General features: G+C 72.2%; 24 protein-coding genes. 13 read left to right on the top strand and 11 right to left on the bottom strand.

The annotated features are described in order from the left end of the window. Positions 1-62 precede the first annotated feature (62 nt). Both ADL15_RS16575 and ADL15_RS51465 read right to left on the bottom strand, forming a co-directional pair. On the bottom strand, positions 63-491 hold the full coding sequence (locus ADL15_RS16575) for a hypothetical protein (protein ID WP_157441401.1): 429 nt from the start codon (positions 489-491) through the stop codon (positions 63-65). 131 nt (positions 492-622) lie between these two features. Then, positions 623-2,734 carry a serine/threonine protein kinase gene (locus ADL15_RS51465; protein ID WP_083971331.1) on the bottom strand — a complete coding sequence of 704 codons (2,112 nt, stop codon included), beginning with the start codon at positions 2,732-2,734 and terminating at the stop codon, positions 623-625. Positions 2,735-2,786: 52 nt separating this feature from the next. Here ADL15_RS51465 and ADL15_RS52945 point away from each other — a divergent pair, with 52 nt between their 5' ends. Then, the gene (locus tag ADL15_RS52945; protein WP_157441400.1) at positions 2,787-2,936 is read left to right on the top strand and encodes a hypothetical protein; all 150 of its coding nucleotides are present in this window, start codon (positions 2,787-2,789) and stop codon (positions 2,934-2,936) included. 6 nt (positions 2,937-2,942) lie between these two features. On the opposite strand, the gene ADL15_RS16565 is transcribed toward ADL15_RS52945, so the two are convergent. Then, positions 2,943-3,749: an SAM-dependent methyltransferase gene (locus ADL15_RS16565; RefSeq protein WP_067691128.1), complete on the bottom strand. Its 807-nt coding sequence runs from the start codon at positions 3,747-3,749 to the stop codon at positions 2,943-2,945. 204 nt (positions 3,750-3,953) lie between these two features. Between ADL15_RS16565 and ADL15_RS16560 the strand changes: the two genes are divergently transcribed. Continuing rightward, complete coding sequence (locus ADL15_RS16560; RefSeq protein WP_067691124.1) at positions 3,954-4,439, top strand: hypothetical protein; 486 nt, start codon at positions 3,954-3,956, stop codon at positions 4,437-4,439. Here ADL15_RS16560 and ADL15_RS16555 read toward each other — a convergent pair whose 3' ends face one another. Next, a complete protein-coding gene (locus tag ADL15_RS16555) occupies positions 4,440-5,966 on the bottom strand; it encodes an AfsR/SARP family transcriptional regulator (RefSeq protein WP_067691120.1) in 1,527 nt (508 codons plus the stop codon). Positions 5,967-6,090: 124 nt separating this feature from the next. On the opposite strand from ADL15_RS16555, the gene ADL15_RS16550 reads away from it, so the two are divergent. From ADL15_RS16550 to ADL15_RS16540, 3 genes are all read left to right on the top strand, one after another. Further along, a complete protein-coding gene (locus ADL15_RS16550) occupies positions 6,091-8,892 on the top strand; it encodes an AfsR/SARP family transcriptional regulator (RefSeq protein WP_083971330.1) in 2,802 nt (933 codons plus the stop codon). Between the two features lie 173 nt (positions 8,893-9,065). Then, the gene (locus ADL15_RS16545; RefSeq protein ID WP_157441399.1) at positions 9,066-10,715 is read left to right on the top strand and encodes an ankyrin repeat domain-containing protein; all 1,650 of its coding nucleotides are present in this window, start codon (positions 9,066-9,068) and stop codon (positions 10,713-10,715) included. A 54-nt stretch (positions 10,716-10,769) separates the two neighbouring features. After that, on the top strand, positions 10,770-12,131 hold the full coding sequence (locus ADL15_RS16540; protein WP_232344160.1) for a calcium-binding protein: 1,362 nt from the start codon (positions 10,770-10,772) through the stop codon (positions 12,129-12,131). Positions 12,132-12,207: 76 nt separating this feature from the next. Here the strand turns inward: ADL15_RS16540 and ADL15_RS54180 are convergent, their stop codons facing one another. After that, positions 12,208-12,405: a hypothetical protein gene (locus ADL15_RS54180; protein ID WP_198170810.1), complete on the bottom strand. Its 198-nt coding sequence runs from the start codon at positions 12,403-12,405 to the stop codon at positions 12,208-12,210. Between the two features lie 208 nt (positions 12,406-12,613). Next, positions 12,614-13,513, bottom strand: coding sequence for a LysR family transcriptional regulator (locus tag ADL15_RS16530; protein ID WP_067691084.1), 900 nt, complete (start codon positions 13,511-13,513; stop codon positions 12,614-12,616). Positions 13,514-13,631: 118 nt separating this feature from the next. On the opposite strand from ADL15_RS16530, the gene ADL15_RS16525 reads away from it, so the two are divergent. Further along, complete coding sequence (locus ADL15_RS16525) at positions 13,632-14,543, top strand: NAD-dependent epimerase/dehydratase family protein (RefSeq protein WP_067691080.1); 912 nt, start codon at positions 13,632-13,634, stop codon at positions 14,541-14,543. 10 nt (positions 14,544-14,553) lie between these two features. On the opposite strand, the gene ADL15_RS16520 is transcribed toward ADL15_RS16525, so the two are convergent. Together ADL15_RS16520 and ADL15_RS16515 are read right to left on the bottom strand one after the other, a co-directional pair. Then, positions 14,554-15,234 carry a hypothetical protein gene (locus tag ADL15_RS16520; RefSeq protein WP_157441397.1) on the bottom strand — a complete coding sequence of 227 codons (681 nt, stop codon included), beginning with the start codon at positions 15,232-15,234 and terminating at the stop codon, positions 14,554-14,556. Further along, positions 15,231-15,557: a TraR/DksA family transcriptional regulator gene (locus ADL15_RS16515; RefSeq protein WP_067691074.1), complete on the bottom strand. Its 327-nt coding sequence runs from the start codon at positions 15,555-15,557 to the stop codon at positions 15,231-15,233. Before ADL15_RS16515 ends, ADL15_RS16520 begins: the two co-directional genes overlap by 4 nt. A gap of 121 nt (positions 15,558-15,678) precedes the next feature. Here ADL15_RS16515 and ADL15_RS16510 point away from each other — a divergent pair, with 121 nt between their 5' ends. Next, complete coding sequence (locus tag ADL15_RS16510) at positions 15,679-16,386, top strand: DUF2071 domain-containing protein (protein ID WP_198170809.1); 708 nt, start codon at positions 15,679-15,681, stop codon at positions 16,384-16,386. Positions 16,387-16,467: 81 nt separating this feature from the next. Here the strand turns inward: ADL15_RS16510 and ADL15_RS51460 are convergent, their stop codons facing one another. After that, on the bottom strand, positions 16,468-17,208 hold the full coding sequence (locus tag ADL15_RS51460) for a hypothetical protein (protein ID WP_198170807.1): 741 nt from the start codon (positions 17,206-17,208) through the stop codon (positions 16,468-16,470). A 74-nt stretch (positions 17,209-17,282) separates the two neighbouring features. Here ADL15_RS51460 and ADL15_RS16500 point away from each other — a divergent pair, with 74 nt between their 5' ends. From ADL15_RS16500 to ADL15_RS16490, 3 genes are all read left to right on the top strand, one after another. Then, positions 17,283-17,678 carry a hypothetical protein gene (locus tag ADL15_RS16500; RefSeq protein WP_157441396.1) on the top strand — a complete coding sequence of 132 codons (396 nt, stop codon included), beginning with the start codon at positions 17,283-17,285 and terminating at the stop codon, positions 17,676-17,678. Positions 17,679-17,873: 195 nt separating this feature from the next. Then, positions 17,874-18,494: a hypothetical protein gene (locus ADL15_RS16495; protein WP_067691065.1), complete on the top strand. Its 621-nt coding sequence runs from the start codon at positions 17,874-17,876 to the stop codon at positions 18,492-18,494. A gap of 361 nt (positions 18,495-18,855) precedes the next feature. After that, positions 18,856-20,073: a DUF1996 domain-containing protein gene (locus ADL15_RS16490; protein ID WP_067691062.1), complete on the top strand. Its 1,218-nt coding sequence runs from the start codon at positions 18,856-18,858 to the stop codon at positions 20,071-20,073. On the opposite strand, the gene ADL15_RS16485 is transcribed toward ADL15_RS16490, so the two are convergent. Further along, positions 20,052-21,284 (bottom strand): WD40 repeat domain-containing protein, encoded by a 1,233-nt coding sequence (locus ADL15_RS16485; RefSeq protein ID WP_067691059.1) that lies wholly within the window; start codon positions 21,282-21,284, stop codon positions 20,052-20,054. The two genes, ADL15_RS16490 and ADL15_RS16485, sit on opposite strands and share 22 nt — an antisense overlap. Positions 21,285-21,314: 30 nt before the next feature. Then, a complete protein-coding gene (locus tag ADL15_RS16480; protein ID WP_067691056.1) occupies positions 21,315-21,734 on the bottom strand; it encodes a YybH family protein in 420 nt (139 codons plus the stop codon). Between the two features lie 98 nt (positions 21,735-21,832). On the opposite strand from ADL15_RS16480, the gene ADL15_RS16475 reads away from it, so the two are divergent. Genes ADL15_RS16475 through ADL15_RS16465 form a run of 3 tightly spaced genes read left to right on the top strand, consistent with a single transcriptional unit; the run spans position 21,833 to position 24,134 of the window. Continuing rightward, positions 21,833-22,204 carry a YciI family protein gene (locus ADL15_RS16475; RefSeq protein WP_067691053.1) on the top strand — a complete coding sequence of 124 codons (372 nt, stop codon included), beginning with the start codon at positions 21,833-21,835 and terminating at the stop codon, positions 22,202-22,204. After that, the gene (locus ADL15_RS16470; protein WP_083971325.1) at positions 22,192-23,397 is read left to right on the top strand and encodes an RNA polymerase sigma factor; all 1,206 of its coding nucleotides are present in this window, start codon (positions 22,192-22,194) and stop codon (positions 23,395-23,397) included. Before ADL15_RS16475 ends, ADL15_RS16470 begins: the two co-directional genes overlap by 13 nt. Before the next feature lie 56 nt (positions 23,398-23,453). After that, positions 23,454-24,134 carry a 2-phosphosulfolactate phosphatase gene (locus ADL15_RS16465; RefSeq protein WP_067691051.1) on the top strand — a complete coding sequence of 227 codons (681 nt, stop codon included), beginning with the start codon at positions 23,454-23,456 and terminating at the stop codon, positions 24,132-24,134. Positions 24,135-24,158 lie beyond the last annotated feature (24 nt).

The following is a 24,158-nucleotide window of genomic DNA, read 5'->3' as shown; positions in this document are numbered from 1 at the left end:
GACGAGAGGTTAGGCCCCGGCGGCGGCTTTTGCCGCCGCCGACGCACGACGCCCCCGAGAACCTACTGAACCTTGAACCAGTCCGACCACTCGTACATCTCATTATTGTTGCTGATCTTCCAGGCGTTCTGACGCACCCAGAGAATGGACGACTCGTAGTAGTCCTTGTTGCAGACACCCCAGTGGTTGAAGCCAAGGCGGTTGCTGCAGATGCCGGTGCGGTAGAGCGCTCCGTCCTTGTAGTTCTCCCACCGGATGAAGGGGCGCCCGCCGTCATCCAGCCGGTCGAGGATGTACCACTTGTCGCCGGCGGCGACATAGCAGGTCTTCGCCCAGTACTGGGTGACACAGTGTGAGGTGTCCGACGGCGCCCCGGAGGCTTCCGCGTAGTCCAACTCCGAACTGGGCGCTGCCGCAGCCGGCGACGGGACCGATATCACGGCGACGACGGTGAGAAACAACGTCGCGAGAACTGTCTTGATCTTTTTCACGTTACTCCCCGTAACTGACTGGGCGAATCTCGCGTAAAGTTAGACGGTGCTCGATGTAAAGCCAAGATCAATTTCGGGTTGCTGAATATTTCTTGACTCCCGAATGGCGGCCGGATAAACAGGGCGACGCATCAGGAGACATAGACCTCGGCCATCGCGGTGACGACACCGTTCCGAGTGGTCACGCGCACCATGAAGAAACCCTCCCCCTGGACCACACGTTCGGTGAATTTCTTGCTGCTGATCGCGCACGTGCCGACGGTCACCGGGTCGTCGGCGCAGCGTTCCGTATCGTCGAGGACCGAAGTGAGCTTCGGGGTGGCCGCGACCGGCAGGGTCACCACCATCCGGCTGTCCTCGGTCACCCACTCCCGCTCGCACGGGGCGTCGGCCGAGGGCTTCACGGCGAACGTCTTGCAGTACTCGTCGCCGGTCATGAACAGCACCGGCTCGACCACCACCGAGTGGTACTTCGGGTAGTACCCGCGCACCTTCACGATCGACGTCGTGCTGCCCTTCCGCACGTCGGTGAACTTCGGCGACGCCGCGGCGGGCGCGGCGGTCGTGGTTTCGATCGGCCTTATCTCGGTACGGGCGACGAGCGCCCCGATCGCCACATCGTCGGCATCGCTCCGGGTGACCGGGGTGAGGCCGAAGCCGACCTTGCCGGCCAGCAGGCTCGGATCGGCCATCGTGGCCTCGAGGATCCGCGCGCCGTCGACGGCCACGATCGCCTGCGTGCCGAGCAGGATCAGCCCGACGGTACGGCGCTGTTTCGGGGCGAACAGGGTGGACGGGGTCTCGCTCAGCGTCTCGGTGGTGTTCACGCCCTGGTGCCGGATCCGCACGGTCGTCGGGCAGAGGTCCAGCCAGTACGCGCTGTCGGCCACCGCCCGGAACGACACGGTCACGCAGGACAGCGCCGAGTCCAGGGTGACGTCGGCGCTGATCGACTGGTCGCCGGCGAACGACTCGGTGGTGCCCGGGCACTCCAGCGCGAAGCTGGTCGTCGCCATGACCAGGCCCTTGTCGAACCGGCAGGTGCCGTAGCCGGACGGGTCGTCGTAGTTCTTCCACTGGCCGGGGCGGTCGAGCGCGTCGGCCACCCACGGGCCGCGGACGGCGTCCGGCACCGGCATGGCGGGCTGCGTGACGAGCGCGACGGCGGTGTCCGGTCCCGGCGACGGGCCCGCGGCGGCATCCTCCCGGCTACGGCCGTAGACGCCGGCCGCTGCCGCCAGCACGGTGGCCACGGCGGTGACTGCTATGACCGTACGAAATCTGCTTCGTCGGCCCGGAGCCGGCGGGATGACCGCGCCCAGACGCTTGCTGCTGCCGGAGGCGTGACGGCCGGAGAGCTGAGCGGCCTCGGCGGCCTCGCGCAGCCCCGGGTCGAGCGTCGGCGACCGGCCGAACGAGTGCTCGCCGGTGTGCTGGGCCAGCAGCAGGTTGAGCAGCTCGTGCGCGGTCGGCCGGTCCTCGGGGTTCTTGGCGAGGGTGAGCGCGACCAGGTCGGCGAGCGGGCCGGTCAGCCCGGTCAGGTCCGGCGGCTGGGTCAGGATGCGGGCCGCGGTCGCGACCGGCGAGTCCGCGCGGAACGGGGTGCGGCCGGTTCCGGCGTACGCGATGACCGCGCCCCACGCGAACACGTCCGCGGCCGGCGTGATGTCGCGGTGATCGCCGTCGAAGCGCTCCGGCGCCATGTAGGACACCGTTCCCACCATCTGGTCGGGCCGGGTGTGCTGGCTGGTCACCTCGAGCGCTCGGGCGATACCGAAGTCGATCACCTTCGGCGAGCCCAGCGCGAGCAGCACGTTGCGCGGCTTGAGATCCCGGTGGATCACGCCCGCGCCGTGGATGGCGGTGAGCGCGGTGGCCACCCCGACCGCGACGCTGTGCAGCCGGCTGTCCAGCAGCGGGCCGCCGCTCTGCACCACCTCGTCCAGGCTCGGCCCGTCGACGTACTCGACGACCAGGTACGGCGTGCGGTGCTCCGGGTCGGCGTCGAGCACCGCGGCGGTGCAGAACGGCGGCACCTGCCGGGCGCGCTTGACCTCGCTGCGGAACCGCCCGCGGAACTCTTCCTCGTGGGCGTACTCGGACTTGATGACCTTGATGGCGACCAGTGGCCCGTCGGCGCGCCGGCCGAGGAACACCGAGCCCATGCCGCCCTCACCGAGCCGGGCCAGCAGCTCGTAGCCGCCCAGGGAGGTCGGATCGCCGGGACGCAGCGGGGTCCTCATCAGTCAACCCATCTACGATCATGTACAGGACCGGGCATACAGTACGCGCGGTATGAACACTCGTGACGACGCCGCCCTCGCCGGCCTGCTGCAGCAGCTCGTGACCGCTGTGCTCGACTGGCTGGCCGACGCGGAACAGCACGGCGGGCGCCGGCATCAGTTGCGGCTGTTCCCGTTCGAGATGGGGTTCGTCGACGGATGAGCCGGGTCAGGGCTTACGGGCGACCGCGCCGAACTCGTCGACCTCGCGCAGGTCCTCGCCGGCCGCGTCCGGCGACGGCCGCCAGCGTGAGCACGGGACCAGGCCGGGCTCGAGGATCTCGAGGCCGTCGAGGAAGCGGGCGATCTCGTCCGGGTGCCGCAGGTGGTAGCTGAGCGGCGCGTTCGCGTTCCACACCGCGATCGCCTCCTCGAACGCCGGCCCGTCGAGCACGTTGGTGCCGTCGGCGGTGATCAGGTAGCTGCCCGCGGGCAGGCCGGCCATCAACTCCCGGACGATCCGGATCGCCTGGTCGGCGTCGGGCACGTGACCGAGGATGTTCATCAGGATCAGGCCGACCGGCCGGTTCAGGTCGAGCGTCGCGCCGGCCGCCGTGAGGATCCGCTCCGGCGCGTGCAGGTCGGCGTCGAGGTAGTCGGTGCGTCCCTCCGGCGTGCTGGTCAGCAGCGCCCGGGCGTGCGCCAGCACCAGCGGGTCGTTGTCGACATAGACGATCTTCGCGTCCGGGGCCGCGGCCTGCGCCACCTGGTGGGTGTTCTCCGCGGTCGGCATGCCGGTGCCGACGTCCAGGAACTGCCGGATGCCGGCCTCGGTCACCAGGAACGTGACGGCCCGCCGCAGGAACGCCCACGAGTGCCGCGCCACCACGGTGATGTCCGGGTAGAGCTTCGCGAAGTCGTCGCCGACCGCCCGGTCCACCGGGAAGTTGTCCGTGCCGCCCAGCCAGTAGTTCCACACCCGCGCCGAGTGCGGCACGCTGGTGTCCAGTTTGGCGGCAGCGTCACTCTCGGTCATCGCGGTGTCTCCCGTCGCGGCGGTTTCCGACGAGGATACGCCGTCGTCCGATCAAGTCCACTCTGGACCAGTCCGTCGATCTTGCTGAATCCGGGCCGTCGCCACCAGGAGCATCCTGTCCCCCACCAGGCACTCCGGCAGACCCCCGTCACCGATGGCCGCGACAACCGGAACCGGCGGTCCCGGTCGCCCTAACCTGAGGGCATGTCCTACGTCGCCACCCGTGACGGCCGCCGGAATCGCAGCGCCGCACACCGAGCCCCAGCCGTCCCCGACCGGATCGACGACCTGCACGGCCACAGCCTCGGCGTCCTCGAGGTGCCACACCACATGAGCTGCGGGCACGCCAGCCGCCGCCGCTACGACCTGCAGGACCCCGCCCAGCTGCGCCACGCCTACGAGCAGGTGCTCTGCGAGGCGGCCGGCTGCGGCGAGGTCGAGGATCTGATCAACCCGGCGATGCTGCGCCGGGTCTGGCGCGATCTGCACCTGCCTGTCCGGGTCCGCGAGGCGTGGGAGACCCGTCATCCGGGCCTGCGCCGCACGGTGAACCGCACCAATCCGGGCTCGACCGGCGGCGAGACCGCGGGCCGCCTCCCGGGCACCGGTCCGGCGTCGCAGGGCTTCGCACGACGCGGCCGGGCCCAGGTGTCCAGGACCTCGACGGTCCGCTCCGGGGCGGTCCGCTGATCAGTCACGACCGCGGCACACCGCGAGAAATTCAAGATCAAGATCCGTGGGTACGACGGAGCCGGCACCTGGCGCCGCCGCATCGAGCAGCTCGGTCAACGGACGGTCGGCGGCCAGGGTGGCCGCTGCCCGTACTGAGGCGGGCAGCATGCCGCTCCGGCGGACGACCTCGCGCACCGCGGCGGTCTCCTCCTCGGCCGCCGGTCGGCCGCGCACGGTGGTGAACATGGTGATCGCCTCGGGCTCGGTGAGGCCGCCCAGCTCGATCCGGTGCGCGCCGTCCAGGCCCGGCAACCGCCGGCGGCTGGTGACGATCGCGGCGCAGTCGGCGGTGCTCGGCAGCAGGGCGCGGATCTGTGCCTCGCCGGCCGCGTTGTCCAGCAGCACCAGGACCCGCCGGTCGGCCAACTCGCTACGGAGCATCCCGGTCCGCTCGGCCGGATCCTCGGGTACGCATGTCGCCGGCACCCCGAGCGCGCCGAGGAAACGACGGATCACGACGGCGGGATCCACCGGCGCCCCGCACTCGTCGTGCAGGTCCGCGTAGAGCTGGCCACCCGGGTAGTCACCGCGTACCCGATGGGCCAGCGTCGTCGCCACAGCGGTCTTGCCGGTGCCCGCGGGCCCGGAGACGGCCACCAGCGGCAGCGCGCCCTGAAGGTCGGCGGTGAGCACCCGGATCCCCTGGGTCAGCTCGGCCTGCCGGCCCACGAAGCCGGCGGCGGCCGGCGGCAGCAGGCACGGCGCGCCCCGCAGCCACGGGGTGGGGCCGGCGGGCCGTCCGGTCAGGATCGCGCGGTGCAGGTCGGTCAGTTGCGGGCCGGGTTCGATGCCGAGGTCGGCGGTCAGCGCCGCGCGGGCGGCCCGGAACACCTCGAGCGCCGCCGACGCGTCGCCGTTGAGGTACAGGGCGCGCATCAGCTGCGCGTACGCCTGCTCGCGCAACGGCTCGGCCCGGATGCTCCCGCGCAGCCCCGGGATCACCTCGGCCGGCTGGCCCAGCATCAGCCGGCATTCGACGAGTTCCGCGGCGACCTGCGCCCGGTCCTCCTCCAGGTGCGAGGCGAACGTGTTGAGCACCGCGCCGGCACGCAGGTCCTCCAGCGCCGGACCGCGCCACATCGCCAGCGCCCGGTCGAAGTGGTCGGCCGCCGCGAGGGGCAAACCGTTGTTCATCTTGGCGCGGCCGAGCCGCACCTCCTGCCGGAACTCGTCCAGGTCCAGCCGGTGACCGTCACCGGTCAGCGCGAGCGTGTAGGCGCCGGGCCGGGCCACCACATCCACCGAGGACGGCCAGAATCGCAGGGTGCGACGCAGAGCGCCGACATAGGTACGGACATTGGCCACCGCCGACGCCGGCGGGGTGGCGCCCCACAGCTCCTCGACCAGCTCGCCGATCGGCACCGTACGGTTCGCGTGCACCAGCAGGTAGGCCAGCAGCACCCGTGGCTTGGTGCCGCCCAGCCGCATCGCCCGCGTCCCGTTCTGGATCTCCAGTGGACCGAGCACCCGCAGGACCAGCGTCACGACTATCCTCCCTACGATCAACTCGCTGGGGAAAGGGTCTGGCCGGACGCTTACCGCAGGCTTACCTCGGTGACGTCTCCCACAGCTCAGAGCTGGTTGATGTGATCTTGACAAGGCTTGGGGAGTGAGTGGTCTGACAACCGCATTTCACGTGCTCGGCACGGTCGGGGTGACCGTCGACGGTGAGCCGGTCCCGCTGGGCGGCCAGCAACGCACGGCGCTGCTGGCCATGCTGCTGCTGCACGCCAACCGGGTGGTGAGCGCGAAACGGCTCGCCGAGGTGCTGTGGGACGACCGGCAACCCCGCACCGCCCAGTCCGCCCTGCACGTACGGGTCTCCCAGCTGCGCCGGGCCCTGTCGGACGCGCACGCCGGCGACGACCGCCTGCTGCACCGGCCACCCGGCTATCTGCTGCGGGTGGACGCCGGCGAACTCGACCTGCAGCGCTTCACCGAGCTCGCCGACCGCGGCCGCGAAGCCCTGTCCGCCGGTGACGCCGAGCAGGCCGCCGGACTGCTGGGCGAGGCGCTGGCACTGTTCCGGGGACAGCCGTTCGAGGACGTCACGGCGCCGGCGCTGGACGAGCAGCGCGATCGGCTCCGGCAGCGGCGGCTGGCGGCCCGTACCGATCGGATCGAGGCCGACCTCCGGCTGGGGCGGCACGCGGCGGTCGTCGACGAACTCGTCGCGCTGGCCGGCGAGCACCCGCACGACGAGGGACTGCGCGGACGGCTGATGCTGGCCCTGCACCGGTGCGGGCGCCGCGGTGATGCCCTCGCCACCTACCGGGACCTGCGGCAGACGATGGCCGGCCAGCTCGGCCTGGAACCGGGCGAGGAGTTGCAGCGCCTGCACAAGGCGATCCTCACCGCGGACCCGTCGCTGAGCCTGACCGCCGTCGCGGTGGCCGCGCCGGCGATGACCCCGGCACAGCTGCCGGCCGACCACCCGCACTTCACCGGCCGTGCGCAGAGCCTGCGCCACCTGGACGCACTGCTCCCCGGCCGGGCCGCCCCGGTGGTCATCTCGGCGATCGCCGGACTGCCCGGGGTCGGCAAGACCACCCTGGCGGTGCACTGGGCACACCGGGTCCGCACCCGGTTCCCGGACGGTCAGCTCTACGTCAACCTGCGCGGCTTCGACCCGGTCGCCCCGCCGGTGACACCCAGCGACGCGCTGCGGGTGCTGCTCGACGGGCTGGGTGTCGCGCCGCAGCGCATCCCGTTCCGGCTGGACGCGCAGGCCGGCCTCTACCGCAGTCTGCTGACCGGCAAGCGGATGCTGATCCTGCTCGACAACGCCCACGACGCGGAACAGGTGCGCCCGCTGCTGCCCGCCACCCCGGGCAGCCTCGCCGTGATCACCAGCCGCAACCAGCTGACCGGGCTCGTCGCGATCGACGGCGCGGACGTGCTCGCCCTCGACGTGCTCAGCCCGGCCGAGGCGCGCGAGATGCTGGCCGGCCGGGTCGGCGCCGACCGGGTGGCGGCCGAACCGGAAGCCGCCGACGAGATCGTCAAGCGGTGCGCGGGGCTGCCCCTCGCGCTGTCGGTCGCCGGCGCCCGGGCCGCCGCGGACCCCCGCCTGGCCCTGGCCGACCTGGCCGCCGAGCTGCGCGACAGCGAGTTGGACGCGCTGACCGTCGGCGACGCGGCCAGCGACGTGCGCGCGGTCTTCTCGTCGTCGTACCGGATCCTCGACGCCGGCGCGCAACGGCTGATCCGGCTGCTCGGGATCCACCCCGGGCCGGACATCACGGTGCCGGCCGCCGCCAGCCTGGCCGGCGGCACCCACGCCGAGGCCGGCCGCGACCTGCAGGAGCTGTGCCGGGCCGCGTTCGTCACCGAGACCGAACCCGGCCGGTACACGATGCACGACCTGGTGCGGGCGTATGCCGTCGAGAGGGCCGGGCGCGACGACGCCGAGCCGGACCGGCAGGCAGCGGTCGTCCGCACCACCGAGCACTACCTGCACACCGTGTGCGCCGCGGCGCACCTGCTCGTCCCGCACGGTGATCGCTCCGACCCCGGAGAACCCGCTTCCGGGGTACGACCGGAAGCGCTCGCGGACGCCACTGCCGCGAAAGCCTGGTTCGCCCACGAGCAGGCGGTGCTGCTCGGCGTGTTCCGGGCAGCGGCCGCCGCCGGACTCGACCGGCAGGTGACCGAGTTCGCCTGGGCCCTGGCCCGGTTCTTCGATCTGCGCAGCCGCTACCACGACATGGCCGCCACCCAGCGGGTCGCGCTGGCCGCCGCCGAGCGCCTCGACGACCCGGCCCGGCAGGCCCGCGCGCACCGGCTCATCGGCCTGGCCGCCAGCCGCGAGGCCCGCTACGACGAGGCCCGCGACCACCTCGCACGCGCCCTGGAGATGAACCGGGAACTGGGTGATCACGTCGCGCAGGGGCACACCGCCATGACGCTGGGCCAGCTGCACGCCCGGACCGGTTCGTACGAGCTGGCCCTCGCGCACGCCGAGGCGGCCTACGCCGCGTTCCAGGCCGGTGGCCAGCGCTACGGCCAGGCCAACGCGCTGAACTCGGTCGGCTGGTACCACGCCCAGCTCGGCCACTACGACCAGACCCTGATCCACTGCACCCGTGCGGTCGAGCTGGCCCGCGAGCTCGGCGACACCCGGAGTGCCGCGGCCGCCTGGGACAGCCTGGCCTACGCCCACCTGCGGCGGGACGACCGACGACAGGCCGCGGACTGCTACCGGCGGGCCGTCGAACTGTTCGCCGAGCACGGCGACCACTACTTCGAGGCGGACACCCTGCTGCACCTCGCCGACGCCCTCGACCCGCACGAGCAGACCGGCGAGGCGATCGCCGCTGCCGAGCGCGCTCTGGAACTGCTGGAAGCGCTCGGCCACGCGGACGCCGCGCGCGCCCGGGAGAAGCTACAAGCGCTGACCGCCGATTTGTAGATCGGCTGTAGCCGGCCTTCCTAAGGTCATCCCATCATCCACGGCGGCCCGGCGCCGGTCCATGATCACCGCCACGGGGGCGGTGATCAGCGGTCCGCGCGGCGGGCCTCCCCGCATTCCCGGGGCAGGATTGGCGATCATGGCAGGATCCGGGGCTCGACGAGGTGGGTGGTGTGGTGCAGAAGGTCGCGGTGATCGAGGCGGCGCGGGAGGGTGACCTGCTCACCCTGCGACAGTTGCTCGACGAGGACGCGGCCGCGGTGGGCGCCCGCGGGTGGATGGATGAGACCGCGCTCCACGTGGCGGCCAAGGTCGGATCGGCCGGCGCGGTCCGGATGCTGCTCGACGCGGGTGCGGATCCGCTGGCCCGCCGCACCAACCAGGACACGCCGTTGCACTGGGCGACCACCGGGGCGGTCGCCGCGCTGCTGCTCCAGGCCGTGCACAGCCCCGATCACCTGAACGAATTCGGGCAGACGCCGCTGCACCGGGCCCGGGACCCCGAGGTCGTCACCGTGCTGCTGCGCGGTGGCGCGTCCCTCACCGCCCGGGATTTTCAAGGAGACACCCCACTGCACAAAGCCGGTGCGGCCAAGGCCAGGCTGCTGCTGGACGCCGGGGCGGAACTCGAAGCCCGGAACGGCCGCGGCGAGACGCCGCTGCACCGTGCGGTCTGGGAAGGCGACGACGTTCTGGTCGCGCTGCTGCTCGCGGAGGGCGCAAATCCCGTCGTACGCGATAGAAGCGGCAGTAGCCCGCACCACCTGGCGCGCAGCCGCGGTCCGGAGGAGGTTCGGGTAAGGCTGGCCGCCGCGGGCGGATCGCTGCTCGAACCCACCGACCCGGTGATCGTTATCGGTAGCGCGCAGAGTGCTTTGTGGACGGGTCGGCGCGCCGTCAGCGTGGCCGGGCACGCGACCCTGGTCCGCTGGCGGCTCGACCGGACGCCACAGCCCGAGGTGATCATGCCGACCGAGCACACCGCGATCCACGACCTCGCCGTCCATCCGCGGCGGCCGTTGATCGCTGTCGCGCCGGTCGACGCCCCCGTCGAGCTCCGCGGCGACGACCTCGCCGACCCCGAACTGCTCGGCGAGCTGACGAACGTCTCCGCGCTGGCCTTCTCCCCGGACGGCCGGTGGCTGGCCGCCGCCCTGGACCCGGAACGTGTGGTCCTGCTCGACCTGGACACCCGGACGATCACCGCCGACGTCGAGGCCGGCGAGCGGATCGGCTGCGTGGACTTCTCCCCCGACGGCACGTTGCTCGCCACGACCTGCTCGTTCCAGGCCGGCGCCCACGTCCGCGTCGACCGGGTCACCGCCCGCGGCGGGCTCGAGCCGGTCACCGAGATCAAGCGGGCGGCGCGCGACACCATCCCAGCGGCCGTGTTCGCCCCGGACAACCGCTACCTGGTGGTCTGGGAGACCTCGGGCATCGACCACAGCCGTCCCCCGGGCTGGCGCGCCGACATCCTGCTGACCGATACCGACGGTTTCGTGATCTGGCAGCGCTCGGTCGACGCCGAGATCACCGGCGTGGCCACGCCGCAGCTCGACTGGTTCACCCGGCCGTGCTTCTCCGCGGACGGTGCGATGATCGCGATCGGCTTCGACGGGGTGGTCGTGCTGCTCAGGACGAACGACGGCGCGACGCTCGCGGTGGTGCCGGTCGGCGGTGATGCCCGCTCGGTAGCGGTCTGCCCGGTCACCGGCGGCCTGGTCGCCGCCACCGATCGGGGTCTGCGGAGGATCGAGGTGACATCGAGGCTCGGACGCGCGATGCGGCGCCTGCTCCGCGGGGGAACCACCGCCGGCCGCTGATGACCTACGATCCGACCGAGTTGATGAACATCATCTGAACGACGGGGGTCCACATTGTCCAGAACCATCTGGCTGACCAGAGTCGGTGTGGCTCTGCTCTCCACCACCGCCGCGGTCGGCGTGTTCACCGCGCCCGCCGAGGCCGCCGCCACCGGCACGGTCTACCTGGACACCAGCGGTGAGCGGGGCGACCCGATCAGCGTCGTGTTCAAGGCCGGCTCGGGCAAGAAGAACACCGTGGTGGTCACCCGCTCCGGGCGTACCGTGACGATCGACGACCGGGTCGCGATGAAACCCGGCAAGGGCTGCAAGGCGGTCAAGGGCGACAAGACCAAGGTCCGCTGCACCACCTCGCTCGAGATCGGCCAGGTCGTGACGTATCTCGGCTCCGGCAACGACAAGGTCACCAACCGGACCGGCCTGACGCTCTTCGCCAACGGCGGTTCCGGTGCGGACACGCTGATCGGCGGTCCGGGCGACGACCTGCTGCGGGGCGAATCGGGCGCGGACCGCCTCTACGGTCTGGCCGGCGCCGACTTCCTGACCGGCGGGGACGGCAACGACGCGCTCTCCGGCGGCGACGGCAAGGACCACCTGCAGGGCGGCAAGGGCAACGACCGGGAGTACGGCGGCGCCGGCGACGACACCATGGCGCAGGATGCCGACACCTCCGGTCCGGACGCGGACCTGCTCTCCGGCGGCGCCGGGACCGACATGGTCTCCTACGCCAGCCGGAAGAAGGCGCTCACCGCCGACTCCGACGGGGTGAAGGGCGACGACGGCCGCAAGGGCGAGGGCGACACCATCCTCAGCGCCGAGTACATCGTCGGTGGCCTCGGCAACGACCACCTCTACGGCACCAACGGCCCCGACCGGCTGTCCGGGCTGGCCGGCAACGACGTGATCATCGGCAACGGTGGCAACGACGTGCTGGAGGACTACGCGGGCACCAACCGCCTCGAAGGCGGCGCCGGCGACGACGTGCTCGAGTCCGGCACCGGCGACGACCTGCTGCTCGGTGGCGCCGGCAGCGACACCGTCGACTACAACTGGCGGTTCGTGCCGGTCACCGTCGACCTGGACGGCGCCATCGCCGACGACGGCCAGGCCGGCGAGAAGGACACCATCGGTACCGACATCGAGAACATCCACGGTGGCCAGGCCGCCGACACGCTCACCGGCAACGACGGCACCAACCGGCTCGACGGCTCGGAGGGCGACGACATCATCCGTGGTGGTGGCGGCCCCGACACGCTGATCGGCGGCGGCGGCACCGACCACCTCTACGGCGACGCCGGCGACGACCACCTCGACGGCACCAAGGACGGCACGGTCGACACTCTCGACGGCGGCGCCGACCACGACACCTGCGCCCCGAACACCGACCCCGACACCGCGGTCAACTGCGAGTCCTGAACGGTCAGGCCGGGCGCTCCGGAGGAGGGCGACGCACTGTCACCTTCTCCGGAGCAGTTCGGCCGAACCGGCGCGCTCAGGAATGGACGGTGCTGAACCACACGTAGATGGCGAGCAATGCTGGCACCAGCAGCCCGTAGGCCGCCGGCCGGTCCAGCAACGGTTTGCCGGGCTTCAGCGTCCGATCGTTGGCGGGCCGCTCCGATTCCGGCAGCACCCGGATCCGCGCCCAGCGCACCGCGTTCAGCACCAGCACCCCGGCGGTGATGAACAACGACGCGAAACCCCACCAACCCCGCATGAGCGTGTGCGCGCTGATGTGAGCCAGGCGTGACGACGACGATGAATACGGGCCGCGGAATACTATTTCCCCGCCGAACGCCACCGCTCACCGGGTCGCGTTCAGACTCGCGCCGTCCGCTCTGCATTCGTACGAAAAATGGCCTCCTGCCGCGAAAGCGGCCCGGCACCCTCCGGCGAACTCAGTAGCAGCCGTGCCGGACCACGACGCCGTCGATCAGGGCCAGCAAGGCGCTCACCGCTCGCGTCGGCTCCGGGGTGCTGAGCCGCGCCACGGCCAAGGTCCACGGGCGGGCCGGAGGATCCAGTTCGATCGGTACGACGCCGGCCGCCGCCTCGGTCGCCAGCGGCGGCACCAGCGCCACCCCGATCCCGGACTCCACATAGCTCGGAATCGTCGTCACGTCGCTCACCTCGACCGCCACCGTGCGGGTCAGATCCGCGTCGCGGAAGTCGGCGTCGGTGCGGGCCCGGTTGCAGAACCCGACCGGCAGATCGATGAACGGCTCGTCGGCCAGCTCGGCGCGCGTCACCCGGGACCGGCCGGCCAGGGGGTGGCCGGCGGGCACGATCAGCCGCGGCTGGAACGTCGCGATCGGGTCCAGGTGCAGGCCGGGAATCGTCGTCGACTGCACACCCACGAACGCGACGTCGAGTGTCCGAGCCCGCAGCCCGGCCAGCAGCCCGTCGCTCCCCGCGGCGTCCACCCGCATGTTCAGCTGCACGCCGGGGTGCCGCTGCCGGAAGTCGCGGACCAGCCGGCGCATGTCGACAGCGGTCAGCCCGGACAGCGTCCCGATCCGCAGGCTGCCGGTGATCCCGGCGCGGAGCCCGTCGACCGCGGCGCGGGCCTGGTCGAGCGAGTCGAGGGAGCGCCGGGCCTCGGGCAGCAGCGCCCGGCCGGCCTCGGTGAGCTCGACCCGGGTGGTGCTCCGCGCGAACAGCGGTGTGCCGAGGTCACGTTCCAGGGCGCGGATGCTCGACGAGACGGTCGACTGCACGGCGTGCGTCCGGCGGGCGGCCCGGGTGAAGTTGAGCTCCTCGGCCACCGCGACGAAGAATTCGAGCTGACGCTGTTCCACCGGCTCAGCTTATCGCCGTGGGCGATCAGGTGAATCGAGAGTATTCGTTTCTCCCGAACACCGCCGGCGGGTAGATCTTGACGTGCACACAGTCCCCGTTACGAGGAGCACAGCGTTCATGAACGTCTTCCTGACCGGCGCGACCGGCTACATCGGCTCGGCCCTGCTGCCCGCCCTGATCTCGGCCGGTCACACCGTGACGGCCCTGGTCCGCGACGGCGCCAAGGCCGAGCGGGTCCGCGGCCTCGGCGCCGTACCGGTGATCGGCAGCATCGACGACCACGATCTCGTCCGTCGCCTCGCGGCCGGGACCGACGCGGTCATCGCGACCGCGTCCCCCGGTGACCAGAGCAGTTCCACCGTCGAGACCGCGTTCGCCGACGCCGTCCTCGACGGGCTCCGCCCCGGCGGCACGTTCGTCCGCACGGGTGGTGTGTGGGTGCACGGCTCCGGCGCGGAGATCACCGAGCGGACGCCCCGCAACGCTCCGGACCTGGTCGCCTGGCGCGAGGCCCTGGACACCCGCGTGCTGTCCGCGCCGGGCATCCGGTCGCTGCTGGTCGAGCCAGGCCTCGTCTACGGTCACGGCAAGGGCATCATCACCTACGTCGTCGGCGCCGAGAAAACCGGCGGAGAGCAGGCCGGCGCCGAGCAGGCCGGCGAGCCCGCCGCGCTGAGACTGGTCGGCCCCGGCACCCAGCACTGGACCAGCGTGCACGTCGACGACCTCGCCGAGCTCTACCTCGCGACCCTCACGCACGGCGCGACCGGCGAGGTCTTCCTCGGTGTCAGCGGCGACAACCCGACCGTCCGCGAGCTCGGCGAGGCCGCCAGCCACCGCCTCGGCCTGCAGGGCCGCGTGGTGCCGGAGACCCCGGACGCGCTTGTCGACCGGCTCGGCGGCTTCGGCGCGGCACTGCTGCTCGACCAGCAGGCCACCGGCGAGAAGGCCCGCACCGTTCTCGGCTGGAAGCCGTCCCGCCCGTCGCTGCTGGAGGACATCGCCGGCGGCGGCTACGACCCTCGATAGAAGAAAGGCCTCAGGAAAAGACAAGCCGGGCGAGAGCGGGCCAGACACTCCACAACTGGGGTGTCGGCCCCTCGACGCCGGACACCGCGGCCACCACGACGAGCCCCGTCACCGGGACCAGGATCAGCGCCGGCGGGATCAAGGCCGCGAGCAGGACCACCGGCCGACGGCTCAGCGGCCGGAACACCGCGACACCGGCCAGGATCCCGCCCAGCGCACCGATCAACGCACCGATCGTGGACCTCGTCGTGGACCGGTAGAACGTCACCTCGGTGCCGGACCCCTGGTGCGCATAGGCCATCACCAGGTCGCCGCGCCGGAAGTTCCAGCTCGAGCACTGCCGGCCGGTTATCGCACCGGCCTCCTCCCAGCCGTGCTTCGCCGCGTTCTGCCAGGCGAGCCGGTCCAGGTCGCAATCAACCCCTTTTTGGTACGAGATCTGCACATACCCCGGCCCGTACTCCTCGTCGCCGAGGTGCGCGCCGTACAGGAAGTCGTGCCGGTCGATCTCCTCGGCCACCGCCGCACCCGGCAGGATCTCCTGCGCCAGGCGCACCGCCTCGACGTCGTCCGGCAGCGCCCCGAACTCCCGCCCGGCCACCCACGACCCCGCGGTGGCGCCCACGACACCGAGCAGCAGCGCCCCGAGCACCACCGCCGCGACCCGGGTCCACTGTCCAAAAAAGATCAAGCGCACGCCATACAGTGGCGGGCGAACGGCCGCGCGGCAAGCCGCTCCCCCGCGATCACCTGCCCGCATCGCTCGCAGACGCCGTAGGTCCCCGCGTCCACCCGGCCCAGCGCGTCGTCCACCTCGGCGATCCGCTCCCGCGAGGCGGCCAGCAGCGCGGTCAGCTGAGCCCGCTCGAAGCCGATCGTCGCGCCCTCCGGATCGTGCTCGTCGTCGGCGTTCGAGTCCCGCGACGCCGCGAACAGCGCCTCCAGATCCCGGGCCAGCGTCACCGCCTCGGCCTCCGCGCGCTCCCGCAACCGCATCAGCTCATCCCGGACCATCCCCGCAGCCTAGCGAGAACCGGGTTGAGCGGTCGCTCAATCCGGCGTAGGCTCCGACTTGAGCGACCGCTCAAAACCGGCCCGGAAGAGGGAAGGCACCCTGATGAGAGCCCCTCGATTGGTGAGCGTCATCGAGCGCCGCCTGCTCGTGAACTACCGCACCGACCCGGAGACCACCGCGCGACTGCTGCCCGCACCGCTGCGCCCGCAGGTCGTCAACGGGTGGGCGGTGGCCGGCATCTGCCTGATCCGGCTGGCCGGTGTGCGCCCGCCCGGGCTGCCCGCACCGATCGGCCTGCGCAGCGAGAACGGCGCGCACCGGATCGCCGTCGAGTGGGACACCCCCGGCGGGGTCGCCCACGGCGTCTACATCCCGCGCCGCGACACCGGTTCCCGGCTCAACGCCTGGGCCGGCGGCCGCGTCTTCCCGGGGCATCACCGGCTGAGCCGCTTCGACGTACAGGAAAATCCCGACGCCTTGCGGATCGCTTTCCGCGACGCCGACGTCTGCGTGCGCACGACAGCAGCCCTGACCGGCAGTCACCTCTTCGACAACCTGGACCAGGCGTCGGAGTTCTTCCGGCGCGGAGCGGCCGGCTTCTCCAGCACGCCGGACCCGACCCGGCTCGACGGCATGGAGCTGCGCACCCCGGACTGGCGGGTCACCGCGGTCGAGCTGACCTCGGTGCGCTCCACGTTCTTCGACAACCCGGTCCGGTTCCCGCCCGGCTCCGCGCTCCCGGACTGCGGGCTGCTGATGCGCGACGTCACCGCCAGCTGGCACCCGCTGCCCCCGATGACCGTGCGGCCCGTCGCCCTGAGCCGATGAAGGCCGGTGGCTCGGGCGCGCCCGGGACCCGACCGCGATCGTGCGCCGCTGCCTGCCCCCGCCGTCGCCGACCTGCTCGGCCTACCCGCCGACAAAGGGTTGCGTGGTCCACTGCGCACTGATCGTCTCCGGCGCGGTGTCCACGGCCAGCACCCACTCGTCGCCGAGCGAACCGATCACCAGGTCACCCCGGTCGAAGCGCAGCACCAGCCCAGCGCACACCGCCCCGCCGTCGTGGCCGAGAATGATCGCGCCGTCGACGAGCCGCCCGCCGACGAATCCGGCCAGCACGTCCGGCCGTGACGCCGGCCCGACCCGGGTCTCGTCGTACGCCGGGTACGGATACTCCTTCGCCAGCAGCAACGTGTCGCCACGGCCGTGCAGCCCGACCGTGATGGCATGCTCGAAGTGCAGCCAGGCGTGCAGCAGGCCTGCTCCCCGGTGCCGCGCCTCGGTCACGTCGAGCAGACGCTGGCCGGCCATGTCGCCCAGCCACGTGGTCACCATCAGCGGATCGCTGAACCCGACGTGCGGCACCTGGTGCTCGACACCCAGCGCCTGCCACACCGCACGGGCGGTGGCCTCGTAGACGTCCCCGATCCCGGTGTCGATCTCGGTGGTGACCACGTCGGCCACGGTCACCTTCGCCGGGGCGGCGCCGCGCAGGGCCCATCGGGCACCCAGCACGGCCTCCCGCCGCCGGTCCTCGTCGACGGTGGCGGTCACGTCCACCTCGGTCTCGCCCGCCGGCGCGACCTCGACGGTGACCTTCGCGAATCGGCAGGAGCGGCTCGTCTGTCGCAGCAACCGGTAGGTGACCATGCTCGGGATCATGCCCGACCGGCCCGGGGAACCGACACCGATATCGACGGCGGTGACCTGACATGATCATCAACATGTCCACCGCATCGACGAACACCCCCACCGGCCCGGCGGTCTTCCCGCCGCAGCGCTCGGCCTGGCTCCCCGCCTCACGGAACGCGACGATCGCGCTCTGGGTGGCGATCGTCGTCGCGGCCCTGCCGGTGATCTACTTCCTCTTCGCCGCCGTGATCTCGCTGGCCTGCTTCAGCGACTCGTGCTCCGACCAGAACATGATCTATGCGGTGCCCGCGGCGGCCCTCGCGTTTCTGATGGCCCTGTCACCGTTCGCCGCGGTCCGGGCCCTCCAGCAACCGGGCACGGCCCCCTCCGGCGCCCGCACCACCGCGGTCGTCCTCGGCCAGGTCACCCTGGTCTGGGGCGTCACCGGAGCGGTGCTCGCGCTGCTCGCACACCTGGTCGGGGAGTAACCGCCGGCCGGACCCGCGCGACGCCGCAGCCGGTCCGGGCCGCAGCGCGCCGCCCTTCTCCGGCTGGTGCTCGGGGGTGTCTCGCGGGCCGCGAGACACCCCCGAGCACCAGCCCACGCCCGGCGCCGGGTAGCAGCCGGGGTTCAGGCCGAAACATTTTCTCGTGGCCGCCGGAGTGATGCCGATCATCGGGCCGTGACCGAACAGGTAGACCGCTTCACGCTGACGATCGGCCCCGACGGGCGGGGGCTGCTCCACCTGGCGCTACGGCGTCATCCCCGGGCCAACGGCGACGGTTTCGCCCGGGCGCAACGCTACTGGGCGTGCGCGCCCGGCGGCGCCCAGCCGCGGTGGCTCGCGCTGACCCGGAACCCGGGTGCGCTGCAGCGCCCGGGTGAGCACACCGAGGACCCGCGGGAGGCGGCCGACGCGCACGCCGCCGCCGAGGCCTACCTGCCGGGTGTCGCCTGCTCCTGGTGCGGGCAGCGCTCCTGGAAGCCGGTGAACCGGGTGGCGGTGACCAAGTACGTCCTCACCGGCACCACCGGCGGCTGCCTGATCTGCCACGACCCCGCGCCCGAGGCCAAGGCCGCGCCGGCCACCGTGCCCCGGCCCGCGCCGGCCACCATCGACCTCGGCCCCCCGATCGTGGCCGAGGCGCGCCTCCTGCCCGCCGTGACGGTACGCATCGACGGCGCGGCCGCCGCCATGCTGTGGACCGCCACCGGCGGCGACACCCAGACGATGTCGTCACTGGTGACCGACCTGGTGGCCCGCAACTTCGGCATCCAGCGGGCCGGCAGCGCCCTGCCGTGAACGACAGGCAGAATCGTCCGATGACAAACCGGAAACCCTCGTTTCACGCAAGGCCGCTTCCGCTCATCATCACCCCTTTCTGGTACGAATAGCGGGCGCACGTCCGTAGGCTACGAGCCACGTCCCGCGGTGGTCTCGCGCGAGGTCCGCGCGGATTTCCGGCCCGGCCGCGCCACCGGCCGACGCGCGCCGGGACGGCGAATAACACTTTCTGGATAGCGTCCGGAAACTGCGTACGAATGGGCAGTTCTTCTTTTGTTTTGCTTTAAGTGCCTGTGCGGCGCGCAACTGGCCTGCCTACCATTCCGGCGGCCGCTCGATCCCGGCCATGTCGTCTGCGCCGCCTGCTGGGGAGTTAGTTGTGCCGTCTTCCACGTTCCGCGAGCCCGACCCGACGCCGGCGCGTCCCGGCCGGCACGCCCGGCGCCCGCGGGCCCTGGCCATCGCCGCCGCCGGTGTGGCCGTCGCCCTGATCGCCGGAGCGGCCGTGTGGGCGAGCCGGCCCGACGCCGCCACCGAGCAGCAACCGCAGCAGGCGAGCGCGGACCGCCCGCCGGCCACCCCGCCGGCCGGTCAGGCAGCCGCACCGGCGTCCGCATCCGCACCCACATCCGCCGCCGTCTCCGCCTCCACAAAAGCCGCACCCGCGTCGAAGGCGGCCACGCAGCAGGCCGCCGCCGCACCCAAGGGCGGCTGGATCCCGGTCGACCAGGCCGCCTGGAACACCCAGCTCGCCAAGTACCAGGCCACCAAGGCCCAGGCCCCCGGCGACGCGGGCAACCTGCCGGAGTTCCGGGCCGACTGCAAGTACAGCCACCGCAAGGCCGACGACCCGATCGTCTTCCCGGGCCTGCCGGGCGCCTCGCACATGCACTCGTTCGTCGGCAACAAGGCCGTCGACGCCGGCACCACGGCCGGTGACCTGACGAAGTTCACCGCCACCACCTGCAAGCCGACCGTCGACCACTCCGCCTACTGGGTGCCGACGCTCTACGAGGCCGCGACGAAGAAGCCGGTCGAGACCACCGGGTTCCGGGTCTACTACCGCTCGATCCGCACCAATTCGACGGGCATCGTGCCGATCCCGAACGGCCTGCGGATGATCGCCGGTGACGCCAAAAAGAAGAAGCCGACCCCGCGCGGCACGCAGGGCCAGTTCTACTGCGCCTTCTACGGCCCCGGCAACATCGACGGCGACACCCGCAGCACGAACGGCAACTGGCCGATCTGCGGCAACCCGGCCACCCTGCACTACCAGCTGCAGTTCCCGGACTGCTGGGACGGCAAGAACCTGGACAGCCCGAACCACAAGGACCACGTCGCGTTCGGCACCAACGACGGCTGCCCGGCCGCCCACCCGGTCCGCATCCCGGCCCTGACGTTCGACATCGCGTACGGCGCGAAGGGCACGAAGGCCGGCTACTACCTCTCCTCGGACCCGGACGGCAAGAGCGCCTCGTCGATGCACGGCGACGCGTTCCTGATGTGGGACGCCGCCGCGATGAACCAGCGCGTGCGCAACTGCATCGCCCAGCGCCGCACCTGCAACAACACCGGCTACGACCCGTTCTCGTACTGATCGGATTCGGCCGGCCAGGGGGTGCCGGTCCAGGCATCCCAGCGGAACACGCCCAGCGACGTCGCGGCGTAGAGCGTAGGGCGGCCACCGACCGAGGCCACCGCGATGCCGGTGATCTCCTCGGGGTGGCCGTCCAGCAGCGGACCGGCCGGTTCACCGGTCTCGGCGTCGAGCCGGTGGATCTGCCGGTGCGCGCCGACGGCCAGGATCGGGCGGCCGTCCTGCTGATAGGCACAGACCGCCGGCGGCAGGTCACCGTCGCCGAAGGCGAGTTCCGGGCCGATCTCCTCGCCGGTGGTCGCGTCGAAACGACGCAACGCGCCGCTGACGCCGATCGCCACGCAGGGCCGCCCGGCACTCTCGAAGGGGACGCGCGCCCCCTTCATCCGGTCGAGAGGCGAGCCGGCCCGCGAGAACAGCCGGAACCAGGAGCGCCACCGGCTGGGACGGGCGTGACCGGCCGCCCTCAACAGAGCCCGTGACTCCGTCTCGGGGAGTCCACGGCTCGCGGCCGCCACCTCCGCCTCGGTGAGGACGAGCGACCGGCCGCCGTCGCCGTCGGCGTGCGCCCGGCTGCCGTAGCCGTCGTGCGGCCGCGCCGGACCGGCCCGTTCCCCGGTGGCCGGGTCCCAGAGCGCCGCCGGTCCACCCGATCCGCTGAGGAGCAGCAACGACCGTCCGGCGACGGTCACCGCCCACACCCGAGACGCATCCCGCTCGATGAACGCGCGGGCCACGCCACGCCACCGCGGATCCCACACCCCGCCCGGCAGCACTCCGGTGCTGATCTGCTCGACCTGCCGCAACGCCTGCCGCCGTACCCCCGGCACCACCCGGGCCGCCTCCCGCAGCGCCGGCACGCTGCTCACCAGCACGGTGCGCAGCTCCGCCCGGCGGGCCTGCCGCTCCTCGTCGGTCGCACCGTCGGTCCAGCCGAAGGCGATCCCGTCGATGAGCCGCAGCGCTTGCTCACTCGCCTCGTCACACGGGTGCGCGGCCGCGATCCGGGCCAGGACGCCCACCGCGGGCACCGCCGCCGGCTGGTAGATGTTGCAGTGCTCCAGCAGCTGATCGATGTCGTCGGCGATCGGCCCGGCCTGCTCCGGCGTCGCCCGGGCCAGGCTCGCGAGCGCCGCCGCGACCGCGACACCCCGCTCGAACTCGCCCCACGCGACGTCCTCAATGCCGTCGAGCGGCCGCGACCAATCCACAACCTGATCTTGGCATGAGTGAAAAGGCCGTCACGGTTCCAGGTCGACCGACGCCCGCAGGGAGCCGTCCATCTCGAACGGCACCGACTGGTGCTCGTGGGTGATCAGCCAGCGCCCGTCGATCCGGCGCAGCCCGGTCGTCACCCGGTACCACATCCGGAAGCCCTCGCTCGCCCCGCGCGGCGTCGCCGCCATGCTGTCGATGCTGGTCGCGAACGCGACGTCGCCGTCCGTGGTGATCTCCAGCTGGGTGACCTCGCGGCGCGGCGGCGCCTCGAACCCGGCGATCCACGCCGCCAGCCCGGCCGGGTCCATCCCGGCCGGCTGACGCAGCGGCGGCGCCAGGGTGAACTGGACCACCTGCGGCGCGTAGTACGCCACAATGGCGTCGACGTCGCCCTTCTCCAGCAGCGCGGCCCGGGCCTCGATGACCTTGCGGATCTCTTCCACGGCGGTTCCTCTCTCGCACGAACGGCTTTCGTGGGTATGTCGAAGCCGTCGACCGCGGTTTCGACACCACCGTGACGATAAAACGAGGGAGTGCACCGATGAAGTACGTGATCCTGGTCCAGTCCAACCCGCGGACCCTGGAGATCTGGGAAACCCTGTCCGAGCAGCAGCGCTTCGACTTCGGCGTCGGGCACCTGAAGCTGACCGAGCAGCTGCGTGAGGCCGGGGTCCTGGTCGCCAGCGAGGGGCTCGCCGACCCGCAACTGGCCACCCAGGTCTCGGTCCGCGACGGCCGCACGATCACCTCGGACGGGCCGTACCCGGAGGTCAAGGAGCACCTGGCCGGCTTCTACCTGATCGACTGCGCGAGCCGGGACGAGGCGATCGGCTGGGCCGCCCAGGTGCCGGACGCCGGATACACCCAGGTCGAGGTGCGACCGGTGCTGGACCTGAGCGAATGGGACATCTGACCGGCCTGGAGGACCTGCTGCGCGAGTGCGCGCCGCAGGTCCTGGCCGCGCTGACCCGCCGCTACGGCGACTTCGACACCTGCGAGGACGCCGTGCAGGAGGCGCTGCTCGCGGCCGCCCGGCAGTGGCCGGCCGAGGGGATCCCGGCGTCGCCGCGCGGGTGGCTGGTCACCGTCGCCACGCGCCGGCGGGTGGAGGCGCTGCGCAACGACACGGCGCGCCGTAAGCGCGAGGAGGCGGTCGCTGTCGAGCCGCTCCCCGAGGTACGCGACGACGAGCTGACCGTGCTGTTCCTCTGCTGCCATCCGGCGCTGTCCACGCCGTCGCAGGTGACGCTCACCCTGCGGGCGGTCGGCGGGCTCACCACCGCGGAGATCGCCCGCGCCCTGCTGATCCCGGAACCGACCGTGGGCCAGCGGATCAGCCGGGCCAAGCAGCGCATCCGGGCGGCCGGCGGGCGTTTCGAGATGCCCGCGCCGGAGCAGCTCGGCGACCGTCTCGACGCGGTGCTGCACGTGCTCTACCTGATCTTCAACGAGGGCTACACGGCCAGCTCCGGCCCGAGCCTGCACCGGGTGGAGCTGACCCGCGAGGCGATCCGGCTCACCCGGCAGCTGCACCGGCAACTGCCGGACGAGGGCGAGGTGGCCGGGCTGCTCGCGCTGATGCTGCTCACCGACGCGCGCCGGCCGGCCCGTACACAATCGGACGGTGCCTTGGTCCCGCTCGCCGAACAGGACCGGCGGCGCTGGGATGCCGCGGCGATCGCCGAAGGCGTCGCGATCCTGACCGCGACGCTCCCCCGGGCCCGTCTCGGCCCCTTCCAGCTGCAGGCCGCGATCGCCGCGGTGCACGACGAGGCGACGCGCGCCGAGGCCACCGATTGGCCGCAGATCCTTGTTCTGTACGGCATGCTGCACGCGATCGCGCCCAGCCCGATGGTCACGCTGAACCGGATCGTGGCGCGGGCCATGGTCGAGGGCCCGGCGGTCGCGCTCGCCGACCTGGACGCCGCAGCGACCGACCCGGTGCTGGCCGAGCACTACCGGCTCGCCGCGGTCCGCGCCCACCTGCTCGAGCTGGCCGGTGACCCGGCCGCGGCACGCGAGCACTACCGAGCCGCCGCCCGCCGCACCCTGAGCCTGCCGGAACAGCGCTACCTGGAGTCCCGCGCGGCCCGCACCGGCACCTGATCCCGCCGCGGGAATCACCTTGCCGCGCCGGGACGGTCCACCGGAAGATCGCAGACGTGTCGATCGTGGATGGGGATGCCGAGGTGCCGCCCGGCGCCGTCGTCGTGGTCGTCGATGTGATCCGTGCCTTCACCACGGCGGCGGTGGCCTTCGAGCGCGGCGCGACGGACATCGTCTGTGTGCCCTCGGTGGAGGCCGGCCGCGCCTTTCGACGATCGCACCCGGATCGGCTGCTGGCCGGTGAGAAGAACGGGCTGCGGCCGGCGGATTTCGACTTCGGCAACTCACCGGCCGAGATGGCGACGGCCCGGCTCGACGGCCGCGGGCTGATCCAGGCCACCACGAACGGCACGCGCGGGCTGGCGCGGCACCGGAACCCGGCGGCCCTGCTCGCGGTGTCCGCGGCGAACGTCGGCGCCACCGCACGCTGGATCGCCCGCCGTCACCCCGGCGCCCGGTACGCGATCGTCTGCACCGGGTCGACCGCCGAGGACCGGGCCTGCGCGACCTATCTGAGCGCTCTGCTCCACGGATCCGAGCCGAGCCGGGCCGACCTGGTCGCCGGCATCGTGGCCGGCGCGGCCGAGCACGCCCGGTCCTACGCCCGGAAACCCGCGGCCGACCGCGTCGACCTGTCCAGCGATCTGCCGTTCTGCTGCGACGTCGACCGATCCGGCTTCGCCCTGGTCGGCGCGGCCCGCGACGGCCAGGTCACCCTCACCCCGGTGCCCAGCTGACCCTCAGGCGACGGTGCGGACGAG

The organism is Actinoplanes awajinensis subsp. mycoplanecinus (genome assembly GCF_001509495.1).
Taxonomy (GTDB): Bacteria; Actinomycetota; Actinomycetes; order Mycobacteriales; family Micromonosporaceae; genus Actinoplanes; species Actinoplanes palleronii.
Note: the sequence above shows the minus strand (reverse complement) of the source record. Positions and strands in the feature narration are given on the sequence as shown.